The sequence below is a fragment of the Staphylococcus sp. HMSC14D10 genome (assembly GCF_001808125.1).
Classification (GTDB): domain Bacteria; phylum Bacillota; class Bacilli; order Staphylococcales; family Staphylococcaceae; genus Staphylococcus; species Staphylococcus haemolyticus.
This window is the reverse complement of the sequence record NZ_KV792279.1, coordinates 1-15,786: the sequence shown is the minus strand read 5'-3', so window position 1 is coordinate 15,786 and position 15,786 is coordinate 1. Positions and strand designations below refer to the sequence as shown.

Annotated in this window: 18 protein-coding genes, 5 tRNA genes and 1 riboswitch; of the genes, 7 read left to right on the top strand and 16 right to left on the bottom strand. The window is 31.8% G+C overall.

Annotation, left to right across the window (positions count from 1 at the left end; translation table 11 throughout):
* Positions 1-36 precede the first annotated feature (36 nt).
* Positions 37-888, bottom strand: coding sequence for a peptidoglycan release complex glucosaminidase SagB (locus HMPREF3134_RS11660; protein WP_037552266.1), 852 nt, complete (start codon positions 886-888; stop codon positions 37-39).
* A gap of 207 nt (positions 889-1,095) precedes the next feature.
* Positions 1,096-1,317, bottom strand: coding sequence for a hypothetical protein (locus HMPREF3134_RS11655; protein ID WP_011275450.1), 222 nt, complete (start codon positions 1,315-1,317; stop codon positions 1,096-1,098).
* A gap of 256 nt (positions 1,318-1,573) precedes the next feature.
* Here HMPREF3134_RS11655 and HMPREF3134_RS11650 point away from each other — a divergent pair, with 256 nt between their 5' ends.
* On the top strand, positions 1,574-2,050 hold the full coding sequence (locus HMPREF3134_RS11650; protein ID WP_037552263.1) for a sigma-70 family RNA polymerase sigma factor: 477 nt from the start codon (positions 1,574-1,576) through the stop codon (positions 2,048-2,050).
* Position 2,051: 1 nt separating this feature from the next.
* Positions 2,052-2,498 carry a competence protein ComK gene (locus HMPREF3134_RS11645; protein ID WP_037552261.1) on the top strand — a complete coding sequence of 149 codons (447 nt, stop codon included), beginning with the start codon at positions 2,052-2,054 and terminating at the stop codon, positions 2,496-2,498.
* Here the strand turns inward: HMPREF3134_RS11645 and HMPREF3134_RS11640 are convergent.
* Positions 2,482-2,952 (bottom strand): hypothetical protein, encoded by a 471-nt coding sequence (locus HMPREF3134_RS11640; RefSeq protein WP_070443034.1) that lies wholly within the window; start codon positions 2,950-2,952, stop codon positions 2,482-2,484. The genes HMPREF3134_RS11645 and HMPREF3134_RS11640 overlap by 17 nt on opposite strands.
* 217 nt (positions 2,953-3,169) lie before the next feature.
* Positions 3,170-3,883 (bottom strand): transaldolase, encoded by a 714-nt coding sequence (locus HMPREF3134_RS11635; protein ID WP_070443032.1) that lies wholly within the window; start codon positions 3,881-3,883, stop codon positions 3,170-3,172.
* Between the two features lie 263 nt (positions 3,884-4,146).
* On the opposite strand from HMPREF3134_RS11635, the gene HMPREF3134_RS11630 reads away from it, so the two are divergent.
* The 3 genes from HMPREF3134_RS11630 to HMPREF3134_RS11620 all read left to right on the top strand — a co-directional run bounded on the left by HMPREF3134_RS11630 (position 4,147) and on the right by HMPREF3134_RS11620 (position 5,259).
* On the top strand, positions 4,147-4,452 hold the full coding sequence (locus HMPREF3134_RS11630; RefSeq protein ID WP_070443030.1) for a hypothetical protein: 306 nt from the start codon (positions 4,147-4,149) through the stop codon (positions 4,450-4,452).
* Positions 4,453-4,543: 91 nt separating this feature from the next.
* Positions 4,544-4,909 carry a fluoride efflux transporter CrcB gene (crcB, locus tag HMPREF3134_RS11625; protein WP_070443028.1) on the top strand — a complete coding sequence of 122 codons (366 nt, stop codon included), beginning with the start codon at positions 4,544-4,546 and terminating at the stop codon, positions 4,907-4,909.
* Positions 4,906-5,259: a fluoride efflux transporter FluC gene (locus HMPREF3134_RS11620; protein ID WP_053025183.1), complete on the top strand. Its 354-nt coding sequence runs from the start codon at positions 4,906-4,908 to the stop codon at positions 5,257-5,259. The genes crcB and HMPREF3134_RS11620 overlap by 4 nt, the downstream gene beginning before the upstream one ends.
* 64 nt (positions 5,260-5,323) lie before the next feature.
* Here the strand turns inward: HMPREF3134_RS11620 and HMPREF3134_RS11615 are convergent, their stop codons facing one another.
* The 3 genes from HMPREF3134_RS11615 to metK form a co-directional block, all read right to left on the bottom strand.
* Positions 5,324-6,160 carry an aldo/keto reductase gene (locus HMPREF3134_RS11615; protein WP_070443026.1) on the bottom strand — a complete coding sequence of 279 codons (837 nt, stop codon included), beginning with the start codon at positions 6,158-6,160 and terminating at the stop codon, positions 5,324-5,326.
* 148 nt (positions 6,161-6,308) lie between these two features.
* On the bottom strand, positions 6,309-7,217 hold the full coding sequence (locus HMPREF3134_RS11610; protein WP_037552248.1) for a hypothetical protein: 909 nt from the start codon (positions 7,215-7,217) through the stop codon (positions 6,309-6,311).
* 93 nt (positions 7,218-7,310) lie between these two features.
* Positions 7,311-8,507, bottom strand: a complete 1,197-nt coding sequence (gene metK / locus HMPREF3134_RS11605) for a methionine adenosyltransferase (protein WP_037538587.1) — start codon at positions 8,505-8,507, stop codon at positions 7,311-7,313.
* A 115-nt stretch (positions 8,508-8,622) separates the two neighbouring features.
* A riboswitch (SAM riboswitch) is annotated at positions 8,623-8,733 on the bottom strand.
* A 164-nt stretch (positions 8,734-8,897) separates the two neighbouring features.
* Between metK and pckA the strand changes: the two genes are divergently transcribed.
* Positions 8,898-10,490 (top strand): phosphoenolpyruvate carboxykinase (ATP), encoded by a 1,593-nt coding sequence (gene pckA / locus HMPREF3134_RS11600; RefSeq protein ID WP_070443025.1) that lies wholly within the window; start codon positions 8,898-8,900, stop codon positions 10,488-10,490.
* A 64-nt stretch (positions 10,491-10,554) separates the two neighbouring features.
* On the opposite strand, the gene HMPREF3134_RS11595 is transcribed toward pckA, so the two are convergent.
* The gene (locus tag HMPREF3134_RS11595; protein ID WP_053025185.1) at positions 10,555-11,325 is read right to left on the bottom strand and encodes an alpha/beta hydrolase family protein; all 771 of its coding nucleotides are present in this window, start codon (positions 11,323-11,325) and stop codon (positions 10,555-10,557) included.
* Positions 11,306-11,779 (bottom strand): RNA deprotection pyrophosphohydrolase, encoded by a 474-nt coding sequence (gene ytkD, locus HMPREF3134_RS11590; RefSeq protein ID WP_053025186.1) that lies wholly within the window; start codon positions 11,777-11,779, stop codon positions 11,306-11,308. Before ytkD ends, HMPREF3134_RS11595 begins: the two co-directional genes overlap by 20 nt.
* Before the next feature lie 66 nt (positions 11,780-11,845).
* On the opposite strand from ytkD, the gene yidD reads away from it, so the two are divergent.
* Positions 11,846-12,082 (top strand): membrane protein insertion efficiency factor YidD, encoded by a 237-nt coding sequence (yidD, locus tag HMPREF3134_RS11585; RefSeq protein WP_016931379.1) that lies wholly within the window; start codon positions 11,846-11,848, stop codon positions 12,080-12,082.
* On the opposite strand, the gene menC is transcribed toward yidD, so the two are convergent.
* The 7 genes from menC to HMPREF3134_RS11550 all read right to left on the bottom strand — a co-directional run bounded on the left by menC (position 12,079) and on the right by HMPREF3134_RS11550 (position 15,741).
* Positions 12,079-13,086 (bottom strand): o-succinylbenzoate synthase, encoded by a 1,008-nt coding sequence (gene menC, locus HMPREF3134_RS11580; RefSeq protein ID WP_070443023.1) that lies wholly within the window; start codon positions 13,084-13,086, stop codon positions 12,079-12,081. The two genes, yidD and menC, sit on opposite strands and share 4 nt — an antisense overlap.
* Before the next feature lies 1 nt (position 13,087).
* Positions 13,088-14,482 carry an o-succinylbenzoate--CoA ligase gene (menE, locus tag HMPREF3134_RS11575; protein ID WP_053025188.1) on the bottom strand — a complete coding sequence of 465 codons (1,395 nt, stop codon included), beginning with the start codon at positions 14,480-14,482 and terminating at the stop codon, positions 13,088-13,090.
* A gap of 789 nt (positions 14,483-15,271) precedes the next feature.
* Positions 15,272-15,361: transfer RNA gene (locus HMPREF3134_RS11570), tRNA-Ser, on the bottom strand.
* Between the two features lie 59 nt (positions 15,362-15,420).
* Positions 15,421-15,492, bottom strand: a tRNA-Glu gene (locus HMPREF3134_RS11565).
* Position 15,493: 1 nt separating this feature from the next.
* Positions 15,494-15,568, bottom strand: a tRNA-Asn gene (locus HMPREF3134_RS11560).
* A gap of 9 nt (positions 15,569-15,577) precedes the next feature.
* Positions 15,578-15,651 (bottom strand) — tRNA-Gly (locus HMPREF3134_RS11555).
* A gap of 14 nt (positions 15,652-15,665) precedes the next feature.
* Positions 15,666-15,741, bottom strand: a tRNA-His gene (locus HMPREF3134_RS11550).
* Between the last annotated feature and the right edge of the window lie 45 nt (positions 15,742-15,786).

Genomic DNA, 15,786 nt, shown 5'->3' with positions numbered 1-15,786 from the left:
ACTCATCAGTCCGATTTGACGTAGAGCCACAATTATTTATTTTTGATGTTTATTATCATCTTTGTATACGTATAATTTAAAATATTTACCTTCTGTTTTCATCTCTTTATAGAAATCTGCGATGATTTGAGCATTACTTTCTGCCCATTTAATATCAGTAGCATATTGATGTTCACCTGGATTTTTAGGATTCCATCTCATACTGTATAGCGTATTTTGATCATCATGTGATAGGAAGTGTTGGTGAATAAAATCAGCACCACCTTTGATGGCTTTCTCTGGAGTATCCCAACCGTGTTTTTTTGCGTATTCTGAACCAGTTTTAATAGGATCACTATCGAGAGCACCTACACCATAGAAGTTATAATATTTTTTACCATCAATTTCTACACCCTTGGCTAATTCACTTTTAACTGAACCAGTTTCTAATAAAGCATGAGAAATTAAATAAACTTCATTCACATGTTTCTCTTTAGCAGCACTAATAAATGCATCAGTATGCTTTAATAACATAGGTCGATCGAATAACATACGCTTAATACGGTTTTCATCAATACCTTGATATTTAGATAAATCTAAAAATTGATACTTTTGTTTGTCATCATCAATGAACTTACTACTGTCCATTGCAGCTTTTATTTCATTATCTGAAGCATCTCTCCAAGCAGTATTATTCTTGTTAGAGACTTGTTGACTTGTGTAATTATCAATTTGTTTATCGGCAGCTTTATTTAGTGTAACGTTTAAATGCTCTACTTTTTCTTCTTCATTTACTTTTTTAAAGAATATTTGATCTGAAATCATAGTAAAGAAAATAAAACCTGCTGCGACTAAAACAATCAATAACCCCACTAGGCTAATAATTGAGCCTTTTTTGTGCTTCGTCATATTCACACCTCTTAGGTCAATGTTGTTTTTTCTTTAAAATCTTTATGATAATAAAGTTTAACATTATTAATTCTTATAAACAATTTTATACTTGCGATGTTACATATTCATAAAATAAAAGTAATCAAAATGAAACTTTGCAAAATAAAAAGTAATGAAACATATAGAATTTCATTACTTGATTCCATAAAGCATAACTATTTATTGTTAGTTATCTTTGCGATAATCCATCATTATAAAACTAGCTGCTTGAGATCTATTCTTGTAATAATATTGATTTAAATCAACTGTTCCTTCTATTTCACCATCTCGATACATCATTTCATTTGTGAAATTGTTAATCATTACAAATTCAGAACGATCCCTAATTATGTCTAAATCATCATTTCTTGCAAAAAAATGCTCTAAATTTAAATGTGCGTAATCCAAATTTATACCTCCCACGTTACAAATTGACTAGAACTTAAATATATTTATGAATGTTAGGTATGTTCATAATTAATTGTCGCATTACTGAGTTACTTATGACTTAAACCATTATTTTGCATACTTTCATTATTCTATGTTTACTATTTAACACCCTTTTTTCAATTTACGCAAATGATAATTTAAATAAGTTAGTTTAAATTTTAGATATCCGGAAATTTTGTTTAAGTACTTAACCTAGGAGCGAATTCCAAGTACAATGAATTTTGATGACATATATCATAAATATCATAGAATTATTCATTATTTGTTAAAACGTTATTACGTCAAGTATAATTATGATGAATTTTATCAGTTATTGCTAATTAAACTGTGGCAATTATCTAAGAATTACAATAAGAATTCAAATATTTGTTTATCCTCTTATCTCTATCAACGGCTCAATTTTTACTTAATTGACTTATTTAGAAAAGAAAATTTAAAACCAGAAATAGTTGAAGTCGATAATTTACAAACTCCTCAAATTACTTCTATTAATACAGAGATAACTTTCTTCGACTATAATGACATTTCCAAAATTTTAAATGCACAAGAACTCGCATGGTATAACTATTTTATTCAAGGCTATAAACAATTCGAAATTGCCGACTTAATGCATGTCTCTTTATCGAGTATTAAAAAGTATAAATCCTCTTCTATAAAAAAGCTCACCGATTATTATTTTAAAGGTGAATAATATGATTCCACACAATTCTTACCATTTGCTTTATATTCAAACATTGCAACATAGTGAACATAAAACTAAATGCTGCTTTTCGACTTATGACATGGTGCTACCTTTTCCAATTAAAAAGGTACTAATTTATTATTTCGAACAGCATAATCAATCGTATTTGCAAAGGCTAAAGTTGGCAAAACGATTATTAGCAATTAATAAATTAGTACCTTTATATATATCTGACAAAGTTGTCCTCTTCCCTATTAAACATCAACGTGCACCTTTACAAACTTACATCAACGCATTAACAATTATTGGATTAACTTCTACTACAAATGGCGTCATCATTACTTTTGAAAACAATATCCAATTACAAGTTGATGAACCCTATTCGTTAATTTATAAAAAATGGCAAGAAAGTACATTATTGTATCATTTAGTACAAAAAACTATGCAGATTTATTAAATTTATATTCTAATAATTTTTTTGTAAAAAATGCAGTAACTGATTTAATGAGTAATAAACTTACGATTGCAAGAAGTATTGCACCTATTAAAATTAAGATCACATTTATAACTGGCATTGAAACTTGTGGATTTATAAAATAATTCACTGCAGTAAGACTTGTAATAAACCCTGTTAAAAATAACCCTAGCAAGAAAGCATAAATGAGTACAATTCCAATTAGTAAAAATAACAATGTGGAGCTTGCCACTTCTTTTTGTTTAAATATGTTATTTTTTAAAAATTGATTTGCGTACTGAATTGGTTTGCGATATTTCTTTGACTGAATATCCCCTTCATTACCCTCAACCTTATTATGGTAATGCGTTAAATTATTTTGTAATAGCTTTTTTTCCTTTTTATTTAAAAACCACAATTGTTTTTTAACTTTCTCTTCAAATTCTGTATATTTCATACTATGTGGTTATCTCCTTCTAATATGATTTCTTTTAAATTTTAGCGAAGTTCTTAATTACTTACAAGTTAAAAAACATAAGCTTTACTATATAAAAATACTCCGTTTCTGAAAGAGATTGATTTAGAGAATCTATACACAGACATGAAAATGTTAATTGTATGTAGAAGTTCTAATCAATATCTTATATAACGGAGTTATTTTTAATTTTTAAATTTTAAAGGATAGATAAACCTGAGCTTTGAATATCCTTAGCGAAACCTTTTACAGTATCAACTGATAATTCATTAATATCTCGACCTAAATTAGTATTTACTTTCTTAACTACATCTGCTGGACATGTAATAATGTCGGCACCAATTTCATTTGCCTGAATAACATTAAATAATTCACGACAACTTGCCCATAATAATTTAACGCCTTCTTTACTATGCGCCACATCTACTGATTCTTTCATCAAAGGTAATGGATCAACACCAGTATCAGCTATTCTACCCGCAAATACTGAAATATATGTAGGTACTCCTTCAGTTACCGCTTCAGTAATTTCTTTTACTTGCTCAATAGTGTACACTGCAGTAACATTTAAACGCACATTGTCCGCTGATAATTTTTTAATTAACGGAATTGTTGATTCACCTTTAGTATTCACAACTGGAATTTTGACAAAAACATTATCACCATATTGTTTTAATATTTCAGCTTCTTTTTCCATAGTTTCTAAATCATCAGCGAATACTTCAAATGAAATAGATGCATCTGGAATTTCTTTAACCGCTTCTTCAGCGAATGATTTATAGTCTGTTACACCCGCTTTAGCCATTAAGCTAGGATTAGTAGTGAAACCGTCTACCTCTTTATTTTTATATGCTGCTTTCATTTGTTCAATATCTGCGCCATCTGCAAATACTTCGACATTTAATTTTGCCATTACATTCTTCCTCCTTTATTTACGATTACGATGATAGTTAAATTACATCACAATAGATCTCTTATATGTATATGCTTCTTTTCATATGATGATCAGACTATTCCGCATCAATAAAATATTTATAAATTATTTATATCATTCTTAGAAACACTTGGCGAATGTTTTGCTTTTTAACAAAATTAATTATCAAATTCACTAGTCACTATTAAATGTTAATTAAAATATGGTAATATGATTAGATGATATTAGGTAGGAGGAACATTATGTCTAAACCAAAAAAATACTTCTATATCTCAATAATTTTACTCATCATAAGTTTTTATTTTAATACATTCAACCCACTATTAAGTCAGCAAATTACTTCTGTTAAATATTTACTTATTGCGTGTAGTATCATTAATGTGATTATATTAATTGTTTCTATTATATTCTCAGATAAAGCGATTAAACATTTAGGTGATAAACAAGGATGGATAAGAATTGCGAGTAAAATTTTGCCAATACTCATTTTATTGGTGATTGTATTCCATATCTATGCCTCAATTAAGACATTTGGTATATTGTCGTAAACTTTTTTAAATGCCAGAACTAACTTTTTAATTTAAAAATAATTAACGATTACTGTTTAACGTAATAAAAATAATGAATAGGTGTGACAAAATGCAATATTTATTTGTGTTTATTGGGGGCTTATTTGGGGCATTACTAAGATATGTCTTATCAACTCTTAATGCCGATTCTGGATTACCACTCGGTACATTAATTGCGAATATTGTGGGTGCATTTTCAATGGGATATTTATCTTCGTTATCCATTCAATTTTTTAAAAACAACCCACTAATTAAAAAAGGTGTCACAACGGGACTACTAGGTGCTTTAACCACCTTTTCAACCTTCCAATTTGAGTTAGTTACAATGTCACAAAATAATAGTATCGCTTTGCTCTTTATCTATGGCTTAACCAGTTATATAGGAGGCATTCTTTTCTGCTGGTTAGGTGTTAAATTAGGGGGGCAACCTGCATGATACATATACTACTTATTATGGTAGGTGGTGGCATTGGTGCTGTTATCAGAGCTTGGTTAACAGATGTCTTTAAAAGTAAAATAACGTCACCTATACCGATTGCAACTTTAATAGTCAATCTCGTTGGTAGTTTCTTAATTGGCTTCGTGTATGGGATAGCTCAAGATTATCAATTATTTTCACTGTTTTTTATAACTGGCGTTCTTGGAGGATTAACAACCTTTTCAACTCTGTCTTATGAAATCGTCCAATTTATTTCGCCAAGTTTTAAACCTGTTCAATTTTTTAGTTATTCTATTTTACAATTTGTAATAGGGTTTATCTCTTGCTTTATTGGTTATTCGATATAAATAAATACACTTCATAGTTTTAAGATTAAATCTTGCAACTATGAAGTGTATTTTTATATTTTTATTAATGTCCCTCAAATGTTGCTGGATCAGGACCAATGCGCTGATCTTTGTTTAGAGAATCAATTCGTTCCATTTGTTCATCTGTTAGTTCGAAATCAAAAACATTAATATTTTCCTCTATTCTTTGAGGTGTAACTGATTTAGGAATAACGATGACACCATGTTGCATGTTCCAACGAATGACGACTTGTGCTGCCGATTTATTAACTTCTTTGCCAATTTGATTAAGTGTTTCATCACCTAAGATTTGGGCATTCATAAATGGTGACCATGACTCCATATGGATATTTTGTACTTCTAAATATTTACGTAGTTTATTTTGAGTAAAATATGGGTGAAATTCTACTTGGTTGATGACTGGCTTAATAGAAACTTGAGCTAATAATGCTTCAAAGTGTTCTGCATTGAAGTTACTTACACCAATATTTTTAACCTTATTATCTTTATATAAATCTTCCATACCTTTCCATGTATCAATCATTATTGCTTCATTAGTACCAGGCCAATGAACAAGATATAAATCTAAATAATCTAGTCCTAATTTATTGATACTTGTTTCATAAGCATTTGCAACATTTTCGCGCCCAAAATCTTCAAAATATAGTTTTGATGTAATGAATAAATCTTTACGTTCTAACCCAGTAGCTTCTAGACCTTCTTTAATTCCTAAACCAACTTGTTCTTCATTACCATATACTTTAGCTGTATCAATACTACGATAACCTGAGACAATTGCATGTTTAACTGCCTCCTTACATTCATCGTTATTTTCTACTCTAAAGGTACCAATTCCAACTTTAGGCATTGTGTGACCATTATAAAATTCAATTGTTTCCATAAAAGAAACCTCTTTTCTTTATATTTTAATAATTACTACTCTATTCCCATAATTGTCATTATTGAAAACTTTAATATTAGTTTATTATTTTAATAAGCTTCTCCTCAAAATTAAAAAATCCGAGATATAACCATATCTCGGATTAATACTAATTAAATGATTCAATTTTATCCATAACATTTTGTAATTCATCTACGTTATATTGAATACGACCATGGAATACAAATTTATTAAAGAACTCATCTAATTGATCAGGTCCCACTAGAACTTTAACACTTGAACTTTGTGCATAATTTGAAATCGTTACGTCTCCATCGTGTTTAGGATTAAAATATAAAATCGCAGTTGGCGTATATTTAGCCCCTAATTGTGTTTGCAAGTCTGACGCTAACTTTTCAATTGAAGTAAGTTGTTCTGAGTAATTAACAAATGACAATGAAGATTTATCTTCATTTTGATCGAGTACTAGTGTTTGAGGTAACTTAGCATCTAAATCCAAAGTACTAAATACTTGTTCCATCATAGGCAATTCGTTAAATTGCTTACCACTTATACCTTGATAAACATGCCCTTTTAATAGTTGAGAATCTATAATATATAGGCCTGTACGCGTAAGTACAAGGTGACTAATGCGTTCAATATCATTGAATTCATTACTTGGTAAGAAGATGTTTGCCATAATATGCATATCTTCAGGTCTAATACGTTTTTCTTTCACTAAACGATCTCTAATTCCAATTAAGCGCATATCCGTAACATATTCACTTTTGTTTTTTGAGAATAGTTTCAATGCATCAATTTCACGATCTTTACCGCTTACAGTTGCATCAAAATCTTCTTTTTGTTTAGTAACTTGCTTTTTATTTTGTATGCGTTCTTTCTCTAGGGCTTCGTCATGTGACGCTTTCATTTGCTTTTCTTTTAAGTCGTATTCTTCTTTTGTTTTCTGTTTAATATTGTTTTTACTTTTAAGTGTAACTAAGAATAATATTAAACAGATAATTGCAACTACAATTGCTACGATTAAACCAATTTCGATTGGTCCAAATGAATTCATTAAATCAACGCTCCTTTAATCTATCAGTAAATCTAATTATAATGGAAACTATCTATAATTTCGACAATTTCTTTATATTATTTAAAGCGTTTATTAAGCTTGAACAGCATCTTTTAATACATTGACTTTATCTAATTTCTCCCATGGTAACAATACATCTGTTCTACCAAAGTGACCATAAGCAGCAGTTTGTTTGTATATAGGATGCTTTAAATCTAACATTTTAATGATACCTGCTGGACGTAAATCAAAGTTAGCTCTAACAGCTTCAACAAGTTGAGCTTCAGAAACTTTGCCCGTTTTAAATGTATCAATTGAAATTGAAACTGGTTCAGCCACGCCAATAGCATAAGCAAGTTGTACTTCACATTGGTCTGCTAGTCCTGCAGCAACAATATTTTTAGCTACATATCTTGCCGCATAAGCTGCTGATCGGTCTACTTTAGTTGGGTCTTTACCACTAAAGCAACCTCCTCCATGACGTGCATAACCACCATAAGTATCAACAATGATTTTACGACCTGTTAATCCAGCATCACCTTGAGGTCCACCGATAACAAATCTTCCAGTAGGATTGATAAAGAATTTCGTTTCATTATCAATTAATCCTTCAGGAACTGTTGGGTATATGACATGTTCTTTAATGTCACTTTGAATTTGTTCTAATTCAATGTCATCCGCATGTTGAGATGATACTACAATCGTGTCAATACGCTTAGGTTTATCTGATTCGTCGTATTCAACTGTTACTTGAACTTTACCATCCGGTCTTAAATAGTCTAAAATTCCATCTTTACGTACATCAGATAAACGTTTAGCTAATTGATGAGATAAAAAGATAGGTAAAGGCATATATGTTTCTGTTTCATTTGTAGCATATCCGAACATTAAACCTTGGTCACCGGCACCAGTAGCTTCAATCTCTTCTTCTGAAATATCATTTCTGTATTCAAGTGCTTTGTCAACACCTTGTGCAATATCAGGTGACTGCTCATCGATTGCAGTTAAAACTGCCATAGTTTGGTAATCATAGCCATATTTAGCACGAGTATAGCCAATACCTTTAATTGTTTCCCTTACAACTTTAGGGATATCTACATAGGTTGATGTAGATATTTCACCTGAAATTAGAGCCATTCCAGTTGTTACAGTAGTTTCACAAGCAACACGTGCATTAGGGTCATCTTTTAAGATTTCATCTAAAATGGCATCAGATACTTGGTCAGCAATCTTATCTGGATGTCCTTCTGTCACTGATTCTGAAGTAAATAAACGTTTATTGTAAGTCATGATTTGCTCCTTTTATAACTATATTTACGAAAATTCTCTATTAAATGTGAGCTCAAAAATAAAAGAGCCTTCTTCACTATTCAAGACAGAGAGAAGGCTCTTAAACGTCCATTCGCTCTTATCGTTCAGACGAATATATGTCTGCAAACGGTTTGGCACCTTTCTTTTAAAAAAGAGGTTGCTGGGTTTCATTGGGTCCATGTCCCTCCACCACTCAGGATAAGAGAATCCGTTAAGAACTATACTACCTAATTCATTTATTAATGTCAATTTTGTTTTTACATGTTTTTTGTCTTTTCCAGGTGGAATAATTACGGCATTATGTTATACTATTTTCATGTAAAGGCTTACAATATTGAATTTCTATAACACACGCTGGAGGGATTGGGTATGTCAGTAGATACATACGGCGAAACACCTAAAATTAAAAAATTATTGGAAAAAGAAAGCTCTCTTTTTCAACTTTCAACAACTCAACTTTATTACAAAATTATGGATAATAGTGAAGGAGAATTAACTGAACTTGGTGCTATCAATGCGAGCACAGGTAAATACACTGGACGTTCACCTAAAGATAAATTCATTGTTACAGAACCTTCTTATAAAGATAATATTCATTGGGGAGATATCAACCAACCTATCGATGAAGAAACTTTCTTAAATCTCTACTCTAAAGTTTTAGACTATCTTGATAAAAAAGACGAACTTTACGTTTTTAATGGTTATGCAGGTAGTGACAAAGACACACAATTGAAACTTACAGTTATCAATGAACTTGCATGGCACAACCTTTTTGCTCAAAACATGTTTATCCGCCCAGATTCTAAAGAAGAAGCTAGTAATATAAAACCTAACTTCACAATTGTTTCAGCACCTCACTTTAAAGCTGATCCTGAAGTTGATGGAACTAAATCTGAAACTTTTGTTATCATTTCATTCAAACATAAAACCATTTTAATTGGTGGTACAGAGTATGCTGGTGAGATGAAAAAAGGTATCTTCTCAGTAATGAACTATTTGCTTCCAATGCAAGATATTATGAGTATGCATTGTTCTGCGAATGTTGGAGATAAAGGAGACGTAGCCTTATTCTTCGGGTTATCAGGTACAGGTAAAACAACTTTATCAGCAGCACCTGATAGAAAATTGATTGGTGATGATGAACACGGTTGGAATAAAAATGGTATTTTCAATATTGAAGGTGGTTGTTACGCAAAAGCAATCAACCTTTCTAAAGAAAAAGAACCTCAAATTTATAACGCGATTCAATACGGTACTATATTAGAGAATACTGTGGTTAACGAGCGTGGTGTTGTTGATTTCGATGATAATTCATATACTGAAAATACACGTGCTGCTTATCCAATTCATCACATTGATAATATTGTATTACCATCTAAAGCAGCACATCCTAATACAATAATTTTCTTAACTGCTGACGCATTTGGTGTACTTCCACCTATTGCTAAATTAACTAAATCTCAAGCGATGTACCATTTCTTAAGTGGTTTCACTTCTAAATTAGCTGGAACTGAGCGTGGCGTTACTGAACCAGAACCATCATTCTCAACTTGTTTTGGTGCACCTTTCTTACCACTTAATCCTATTAAATATGCAGATTTATTAGGTGAGCTAATAGATAAACATGAGGTTGATGTATATTTAGTTAACACTGGCTGGACTGGTGGTAAATACGGCGTAGGTAGACGTATTAGTCTACATTACACTCGTTATATGGTAGATCAAGCAATTAAAGGTAAATTGAAAAATGCAGAGTTCACAAAAGATGAGAAATTTGGTTTAAGTATTCCTACTGAAATGGAAAATGTTCCAAAAACAATACTGAATCCAATTAATGCTTGGAGTGATTCTGATAAATATCGCGCTCAAGCGGATGACTTAATCAAACGTTTTGAAGAAAACTTCAAGAAATTCGGTCCAGAAATTGAAGAAATTGCTAACACTGGTGGCTTTAACAAATAATTAAATATTTATTAAAAAGACAATGTATAAGGCATACTGTACTGAAACCTTATACGTTGTCTTATTATATTTCTTCACATTTCGTCATCCATTGATGCACATAATCGAGCGCTAATTTCATTGCTTGTGGTCTAGGTACATGCCCTTCATCAAGTTGATAAAATGTATCATGAACAACACCTTTTAATTTCAATTGTTCTTCCAAGTAATTGGCATGATGAATACCTACTTGTTTATCCTTGCCACCATGAACGATTAAAATTGGTGGACTATTAGAATCAATAAGTTTTATTGCATCTCTTTGGTCATAAGATTCTTTATTTTTGGAAGGATGTCCTACCATTCGACGCAACATCCCTCTTAAATCAGTACGTTCTTCATACATCAAGTGCATACTTGATACACCACCCCAGATGATGTAACTATCGACTGGGTAATCTTGATATGTAAGTAGTCCTTGTATTCCACCTCTTGAAAAACCAATCATGTGTATATATGCATTAGGAAATCGTTGTTTAAGTATCTTTATGAGATAGGTAACATCTTTTAAATCAGCGTTAGCAAACTCATCTCTACCTTCACTTCCATTACTTCCTCTATAATAAGGACCTACAACTAAGGTATTATCATTTGCAAACTGCATTAGTCTTGCTGCACGTACACGTCCGACTTGTCCCTTACCTCCTCGCAAATATACTACGATTCTTTTTACTGTCTTCGTTAAAGGACACATCTGTAATGCTTTTACTTTTAAGCCATCAACTTTATAAGTAATTTCATCGAATTGGTGTGTTCTTGATGCTATAGGCATTTTCTTAGTCGCGATAATATCCAAGTTCTATCATCCTCTCAACACATTTAAGAATTGCATTATCTTGTATTAAATAACTTTGTTTATCTAATGGAATAGAATTAATATTATCAAATAATAATGGCCCTCTCGTTTCTAAATAATCACTTTTCTCTTTAAATGATTTAACCTTCACGATATATACATCTTTTTTGAAAATTGAGTTATCGAATGTATGAACCTGATATTGAGCAATATAATCTATCGTTTCAGGTATGCCTCCTGTTTCTTCAAAAAGCTCTCTCTTGATAGCTTGTAAGCTTTCTTCTCCTTTTTCAACCTTACCACCCGGGAACTCGATGCCACGTAATTTATGATGGGTAAATAGTAACTGACTCTGATATAACGGAATAGCTAAAACATGATTACCATCTGGATGGTCGTTGTTCGTTTTGTAACACATTGTGACACGTCTATTATCTTTATCTAGAAACTCCATGTTCCATACTACTCCCTTCAATATGTTAAACTTATTTATAATCGTATTACTTGTTGGAGGTCTATAATGTTAAAAAAATTATTTCTTGGAATAATCCATATATATCAACGCTATATTTCACCTATGACACCACCCACATGCCGATTTTATCCTACGTGTTCAGAATATACACGAGAAGCGATTGAAGTTTACGGCCCACTCAAAGGCGGCTACATGGGAATACGTCGCATTCTTAAATGTCATCCACTACATAAAGGTGGATTTGATCCAGTTCCTTTAAAAAAGGATAAACATAGACACTAATTTAATTTAAGTAATTTTGATTTATCGATTTGAGGGGGGGAAAATGAAATCATCCCCTCTTTTAATTTACCGACACCTTGCGTGAAATCGTCAGTAAAATAATAACCATCTGGAGTTACATCCCCAGGATAATCACCTTCTCGAGCTAATAATGCAGTAAAGTAACGACTTAGTCCATATTCGTACATTCCACCTATAACCACTTTAATATCAATTGATTTCAATTCACGAATCAATGATTGTACTCTATCAAGACCACCAACTCTAAATGGTTTAACAATCACTACTTTAACCGGGAATTGGTTAACAATTGAGATAATACTATTGATATCAGTAGCTTTTTCATCGAGTGCAATTGCAGGGTATTGTGTATGATCAATGTGTAAAGTTGAAGAAAGCGATTTAAATGGTTCTTCTATATAAAATATATTTTGGTCATTTATAGATTCTAATTTTTGAAAATCAGAAACATCTAGTGACTCATTAGCATCTAATGCTAATTCAAAATCATAAGGCAATATGTCATCTAAAAGTGAGATGTCATCATTCAGTTGACCTGTCCATTTCAACTTTATACGTTTGGGTTGAGTTTGTTTTAAATACTCAAGTTGTTGTGCACTTATGCCACTTATCGTTGCACCATACGCTACTTTAAACTTCGGTAAATCATGATACATCTGATAAATCGCCATAACTACAGTACTTCTCGCTGTGGGATAATTGTCAAGTATATCTAAATATGGTTTCCAATCTTCATATTTATGAACAGACTTTTTAACAATACTTTCTGACCATTGTGAAAGTATTTCTTGTACAGTTTCAATTGTTTCTTCGTTGTACCAATTTGTTTCAAATGCATTGCACTCTCCAAAAAAAGATTGATCATCTTCACTTAAAATTTCAACAATAAGTGCTTTTCGGTATGTCAATTTAACTTTGGGAGTTACAATTGGATCTCTAAATTCATGATTGTAAAGATAAAAATTTACTGCTTTAATCCTCATATTATTGTCCTTTATTAATCATTTTGTTGCGTTGTAATTTACCTGTAGAAGTGTACGGTAAACTTTCAACCTGATGAAAGGCTTTGGGTACTTTATATTTTGCCAAATACGTTTTCAAATATTTAGTTAATTCTATTTCTGGAATTGTATCATCTGAAACATAATATAGTACTGGTATTTGACCCCATGTCTCATCCTCTTGCGCTACACATACAGCGTCATTAATATCTGAATGTGTTTTAGCAATTGATTCAATCTCATATGGATAAATATTTTCCCCACCACTTATGATCAAATCTTTGCGACGATCATAAACCATCACAAATCCTTCCTCATCAATTTCTGCTATATCACCAGTCTTAAAGTATCCATCCTCAAAAGTATCGCTCAACCCTGCTGGATATAAATAACCGTTCATTACATTATTCCCTTTTATGAGAAGTTCGCCATGACCTTCACTATTTGGATGTTTAATACGTACATTAACATTTTCACTTGGTTTGCCGACAGTATCATACCGTTGTGCAAGCATCTCGGGTGTAGCAGTTAGAAATTGAGAACACGTTTCTGTCATTCCAAATGAATTGTATATCGGTAACTGATAATTTAGGGCTTCATCAATTAATGTAGTTGATAATTTGGCACCTCCAAGTAATATTTTCTCAATTGAGAACGGTTGGTTTAATCCTGCATCCATAAGCCATTTAAGCGTTTGTGGGACTAGTGATATATGGGTAGGTCCTTCTTCCTTAATGATCGATAACATCGTTTGTGTATTATATTTTTCCAATATACGTACCGTAAAGCCCTCAATTATAGAACGTAATAAAACACTAAGACCTGAAATATGATATATCGGTAAAACAGATAACCATTTAGTGGTTTCATCATATCCTAAACTTTCTTTGCACCCAATTGCACTTGCATAATGATTTTTAAAGGTTTGTGGTACTGCTTTTTGAGGACCTGTCGTTCCAGATGTAAACATAATTGAAGCAATTCGATCATAATTACATGTTTGATTATTGATACGTTTTGAATATTGTTCTATTTCAGATATATGTATTACATTAAAATCCGACAAGTGAAATGGTTGCGTCGTTAATATTGTTGATACATTGATGGAATTCATTTGATTTATCATTTCAGTTTCTGTTAATCGCGTGTTTAGCATTGCTATTTCAACATTAGCTAACCAACAAGCGTTAATCAGTGTGATAGACGCAATATCGTTTTTAATATACAATCCTACTCTATTATTATTTAAAGAAAGAATTTGTTCTGATATTGAAAATGCTTTATCATACAATTCCTTAAAAGTTATAGAATGATTTCCATCTGTAACTGCTATCTTATCTCTATTTTTAATACTTTGCTCTTTTAACCAAAAATCCACTGTTCATTCCTCCATATAAATACATTATAATTATAACGATAATTTAGTTAGTTAGCATTGGTTGTGTTTAAGAAGCAACATATTTCAGTGATATTAGCTTATTACAAATTGACATTTTGGAAAATTTCAATCATTAAACAATGAATTAGCTTTATTTTTTAAATTAAAAAAGAGTTTAAAGTGATGATTACCACTTTAAACTCAAATAAGCTATGATATTCAATTATTGCCTAGCCTCATAGCAGGCTGGCTACTGATTTCAATGTATTTCGTTTTATAAGTTCCACGCATTGTTGTTGATATATAAGTATTATAATATATTTATATAATAATTTAAATATTAAAATCTTATTATTCTTAAATTTTCTTATCTCAATCCATAATCTAATAGTTGAATGTCACCAACATGATTAAAAACTGAACTTGTTTATTCCGTTTATCTATGTTTTTAATACTCTTAAATATTAATATGATATGAGAAAAGAGCTAGCGTATCCACTACACTAGCTCCTTTTTCTGCTTGTTTTGAAATTTTCATTTTAAACCCTCGAAATTCAATGTATTTCGTTTATAAACTCAACGCACTATGTTGAGCTTAATATAATATTAAAAGATATTTTTTATTATTAATTCTAAAATTTAGTTTTACCCACGCACTTCATTAAAAAGTTGCTTTTCATCACAATTTCAACAATAAAAAAATCAAGGTCAACGTGCCAGAAATTTTACTTTCTAGGCACTTCTTTGACACTTGCTCACTCTAAAACATATTGTGATAAGCTTTTATTATGGAGAACAAGGGATTCGAACCCTTGAAGCGCTTATGGCGCTTACACACTTTCCAGGCGTGCTCCTTCGGCCAGACTCGGACAGTTCTCCTCAATATTAATAACTAAATTACATAAAAAAACAGAAGCGATATTTCACTTCTGTTTGTATGACTCCTACGGGACTCGAACCCGTGTTACCGCCGTGAAAGGGCGGTGTCTTAACCGCTTGACCAAGGAGCCATGGCTCCGCAGGTAGGATTCGAACCTACGACCGATCGGTTAACAGCCGATAGCTCTACCACTGAGCTACTGCGGAATAATATGATGGAGCGGGTGATGGGAATCGAACCCACAACATCAGCTTGGAAGGCTGAGGTTTTGCCATTAAACTACACCCGCGTAGTAAACGATTATGGGGCGGTTGAAGGGAATCGAACCCTCGAATGTCGGAACCACAATCCGATGCGTTAACCACTTCGCCACAACCGCCAAAATGATTGAATGGTTCAGGACAGAGTCGAACTGCCGACACAT

What these genes read in the sequence shown, in the direction of transcription:
- yidD (WP_016931379.1), top strand. Translation starts at nt 11,846, where the DNA reads ATGTTAAAAAAATTATTTCTTGGAATAATCCATATATATCAACGCTAT.
- HMPREF3134_RS11660 (WP_037552266.1), bottom strand. Translation starts at nt 888, where the DNA reads ATGACGAAGCACAAAAAAGGCTCAATTATTAGCCTAGTGGGGTTATTG.
- crcB (WP_070443028.1), top strand. Translation starts at nt 4,544, where the DNA reads ATGCAATATTTATTTGTGTTTATTGGGGGCTTATTTGGGGCATTACTA.
- HMPREF3134_RS11630 (WP_070443030.1), top strand. Translation starts at nt 4,147, where the DNA reads ATGTCTAAACCAAAAAAATACTTCTATATCTCAATAATTTTACTCATC.
- HMPREF3134_RS11610 (WP_037552248.1), bottom strand. Translation starts at nt 7,217, where the DNA reads ATGAATTCATTTGGACCAATCGAAATTGGTTTAATCGTAGCAATTGTA.
- HMPREF3134_RS11620 (WP_053025183.1), top strand. Translation starts at nt 4,906, where the DNA reads ATGATACATATACTACTTATTATGGTAGGTGGTGGCATTGGTGCTGTT.
- pckA (WP_070443025.1), top strand. Translation starts at nt 8,898, where the DNA reads ATGTCAGTAGATACATACGGCGAAACACCTAAAATTAAAAAATTATTG.
- metK (WP_037538587.1), bottom strand. Translation starts at nt 8,507, where the DNA reads ATGACTTACAATAAACGTTTATTTACTTCAGAATCAGTGACAGAAGGA.
- HMPREF3134_RS11650 (WP_037552263.1), top strand. Translation starts at nt 1,574, where the DNA reads ATGAATTTTGATGACATATATCATAAATATCATAGAATTATTCATTAT.
- HMPREF3134_RS11640 (WP_070443034.1), bottom strand. Translation starts at nt 2,952, where the DNA reads ATGAAATATACAGAATTTGAAGAGAAAGTTAAAAAACAATTGTGGTTT.
- HMPREF3134_RS11635 (WP_070443032.1), bottom strand. Translation starts at nt 3,883, where the DNA reads ATGGCAAAATTAAATGTCGAAGTATTTGCAGATGGCGCAGATATTGAA.
- menC (WP_070443023.1), bottom strand. Translation starts at nt 13,086, where the DNA reads ATGAGGATTAAAGCAGTAAATTTTTATCTTTACAATCATGAATTTAGA.
- HMPREF3134_RS11645 (WP_037552261.1), top strand. Translation starts at nt 2,052, where the DNA reads ATGATTCCACACAATTCTTACCATTTGCTTTATATTCAAACATTGCAA.
- HMPREF3134_RS11615 (WP_070443026.1), bottom strand. Translation starts at nt 6,160, where the DNA reads ATGGAAACAATTGAATTTTATAATGGTCACACAATGCCTAAAGTTGGA.
- ytkD (WP_053025186.1), bottom strand. Translation starts at nt 11,779, where the DNA reads ATGGAGTTTCTAGATAAAGATAATAGACGTGTCACAATGTGTTACAAA.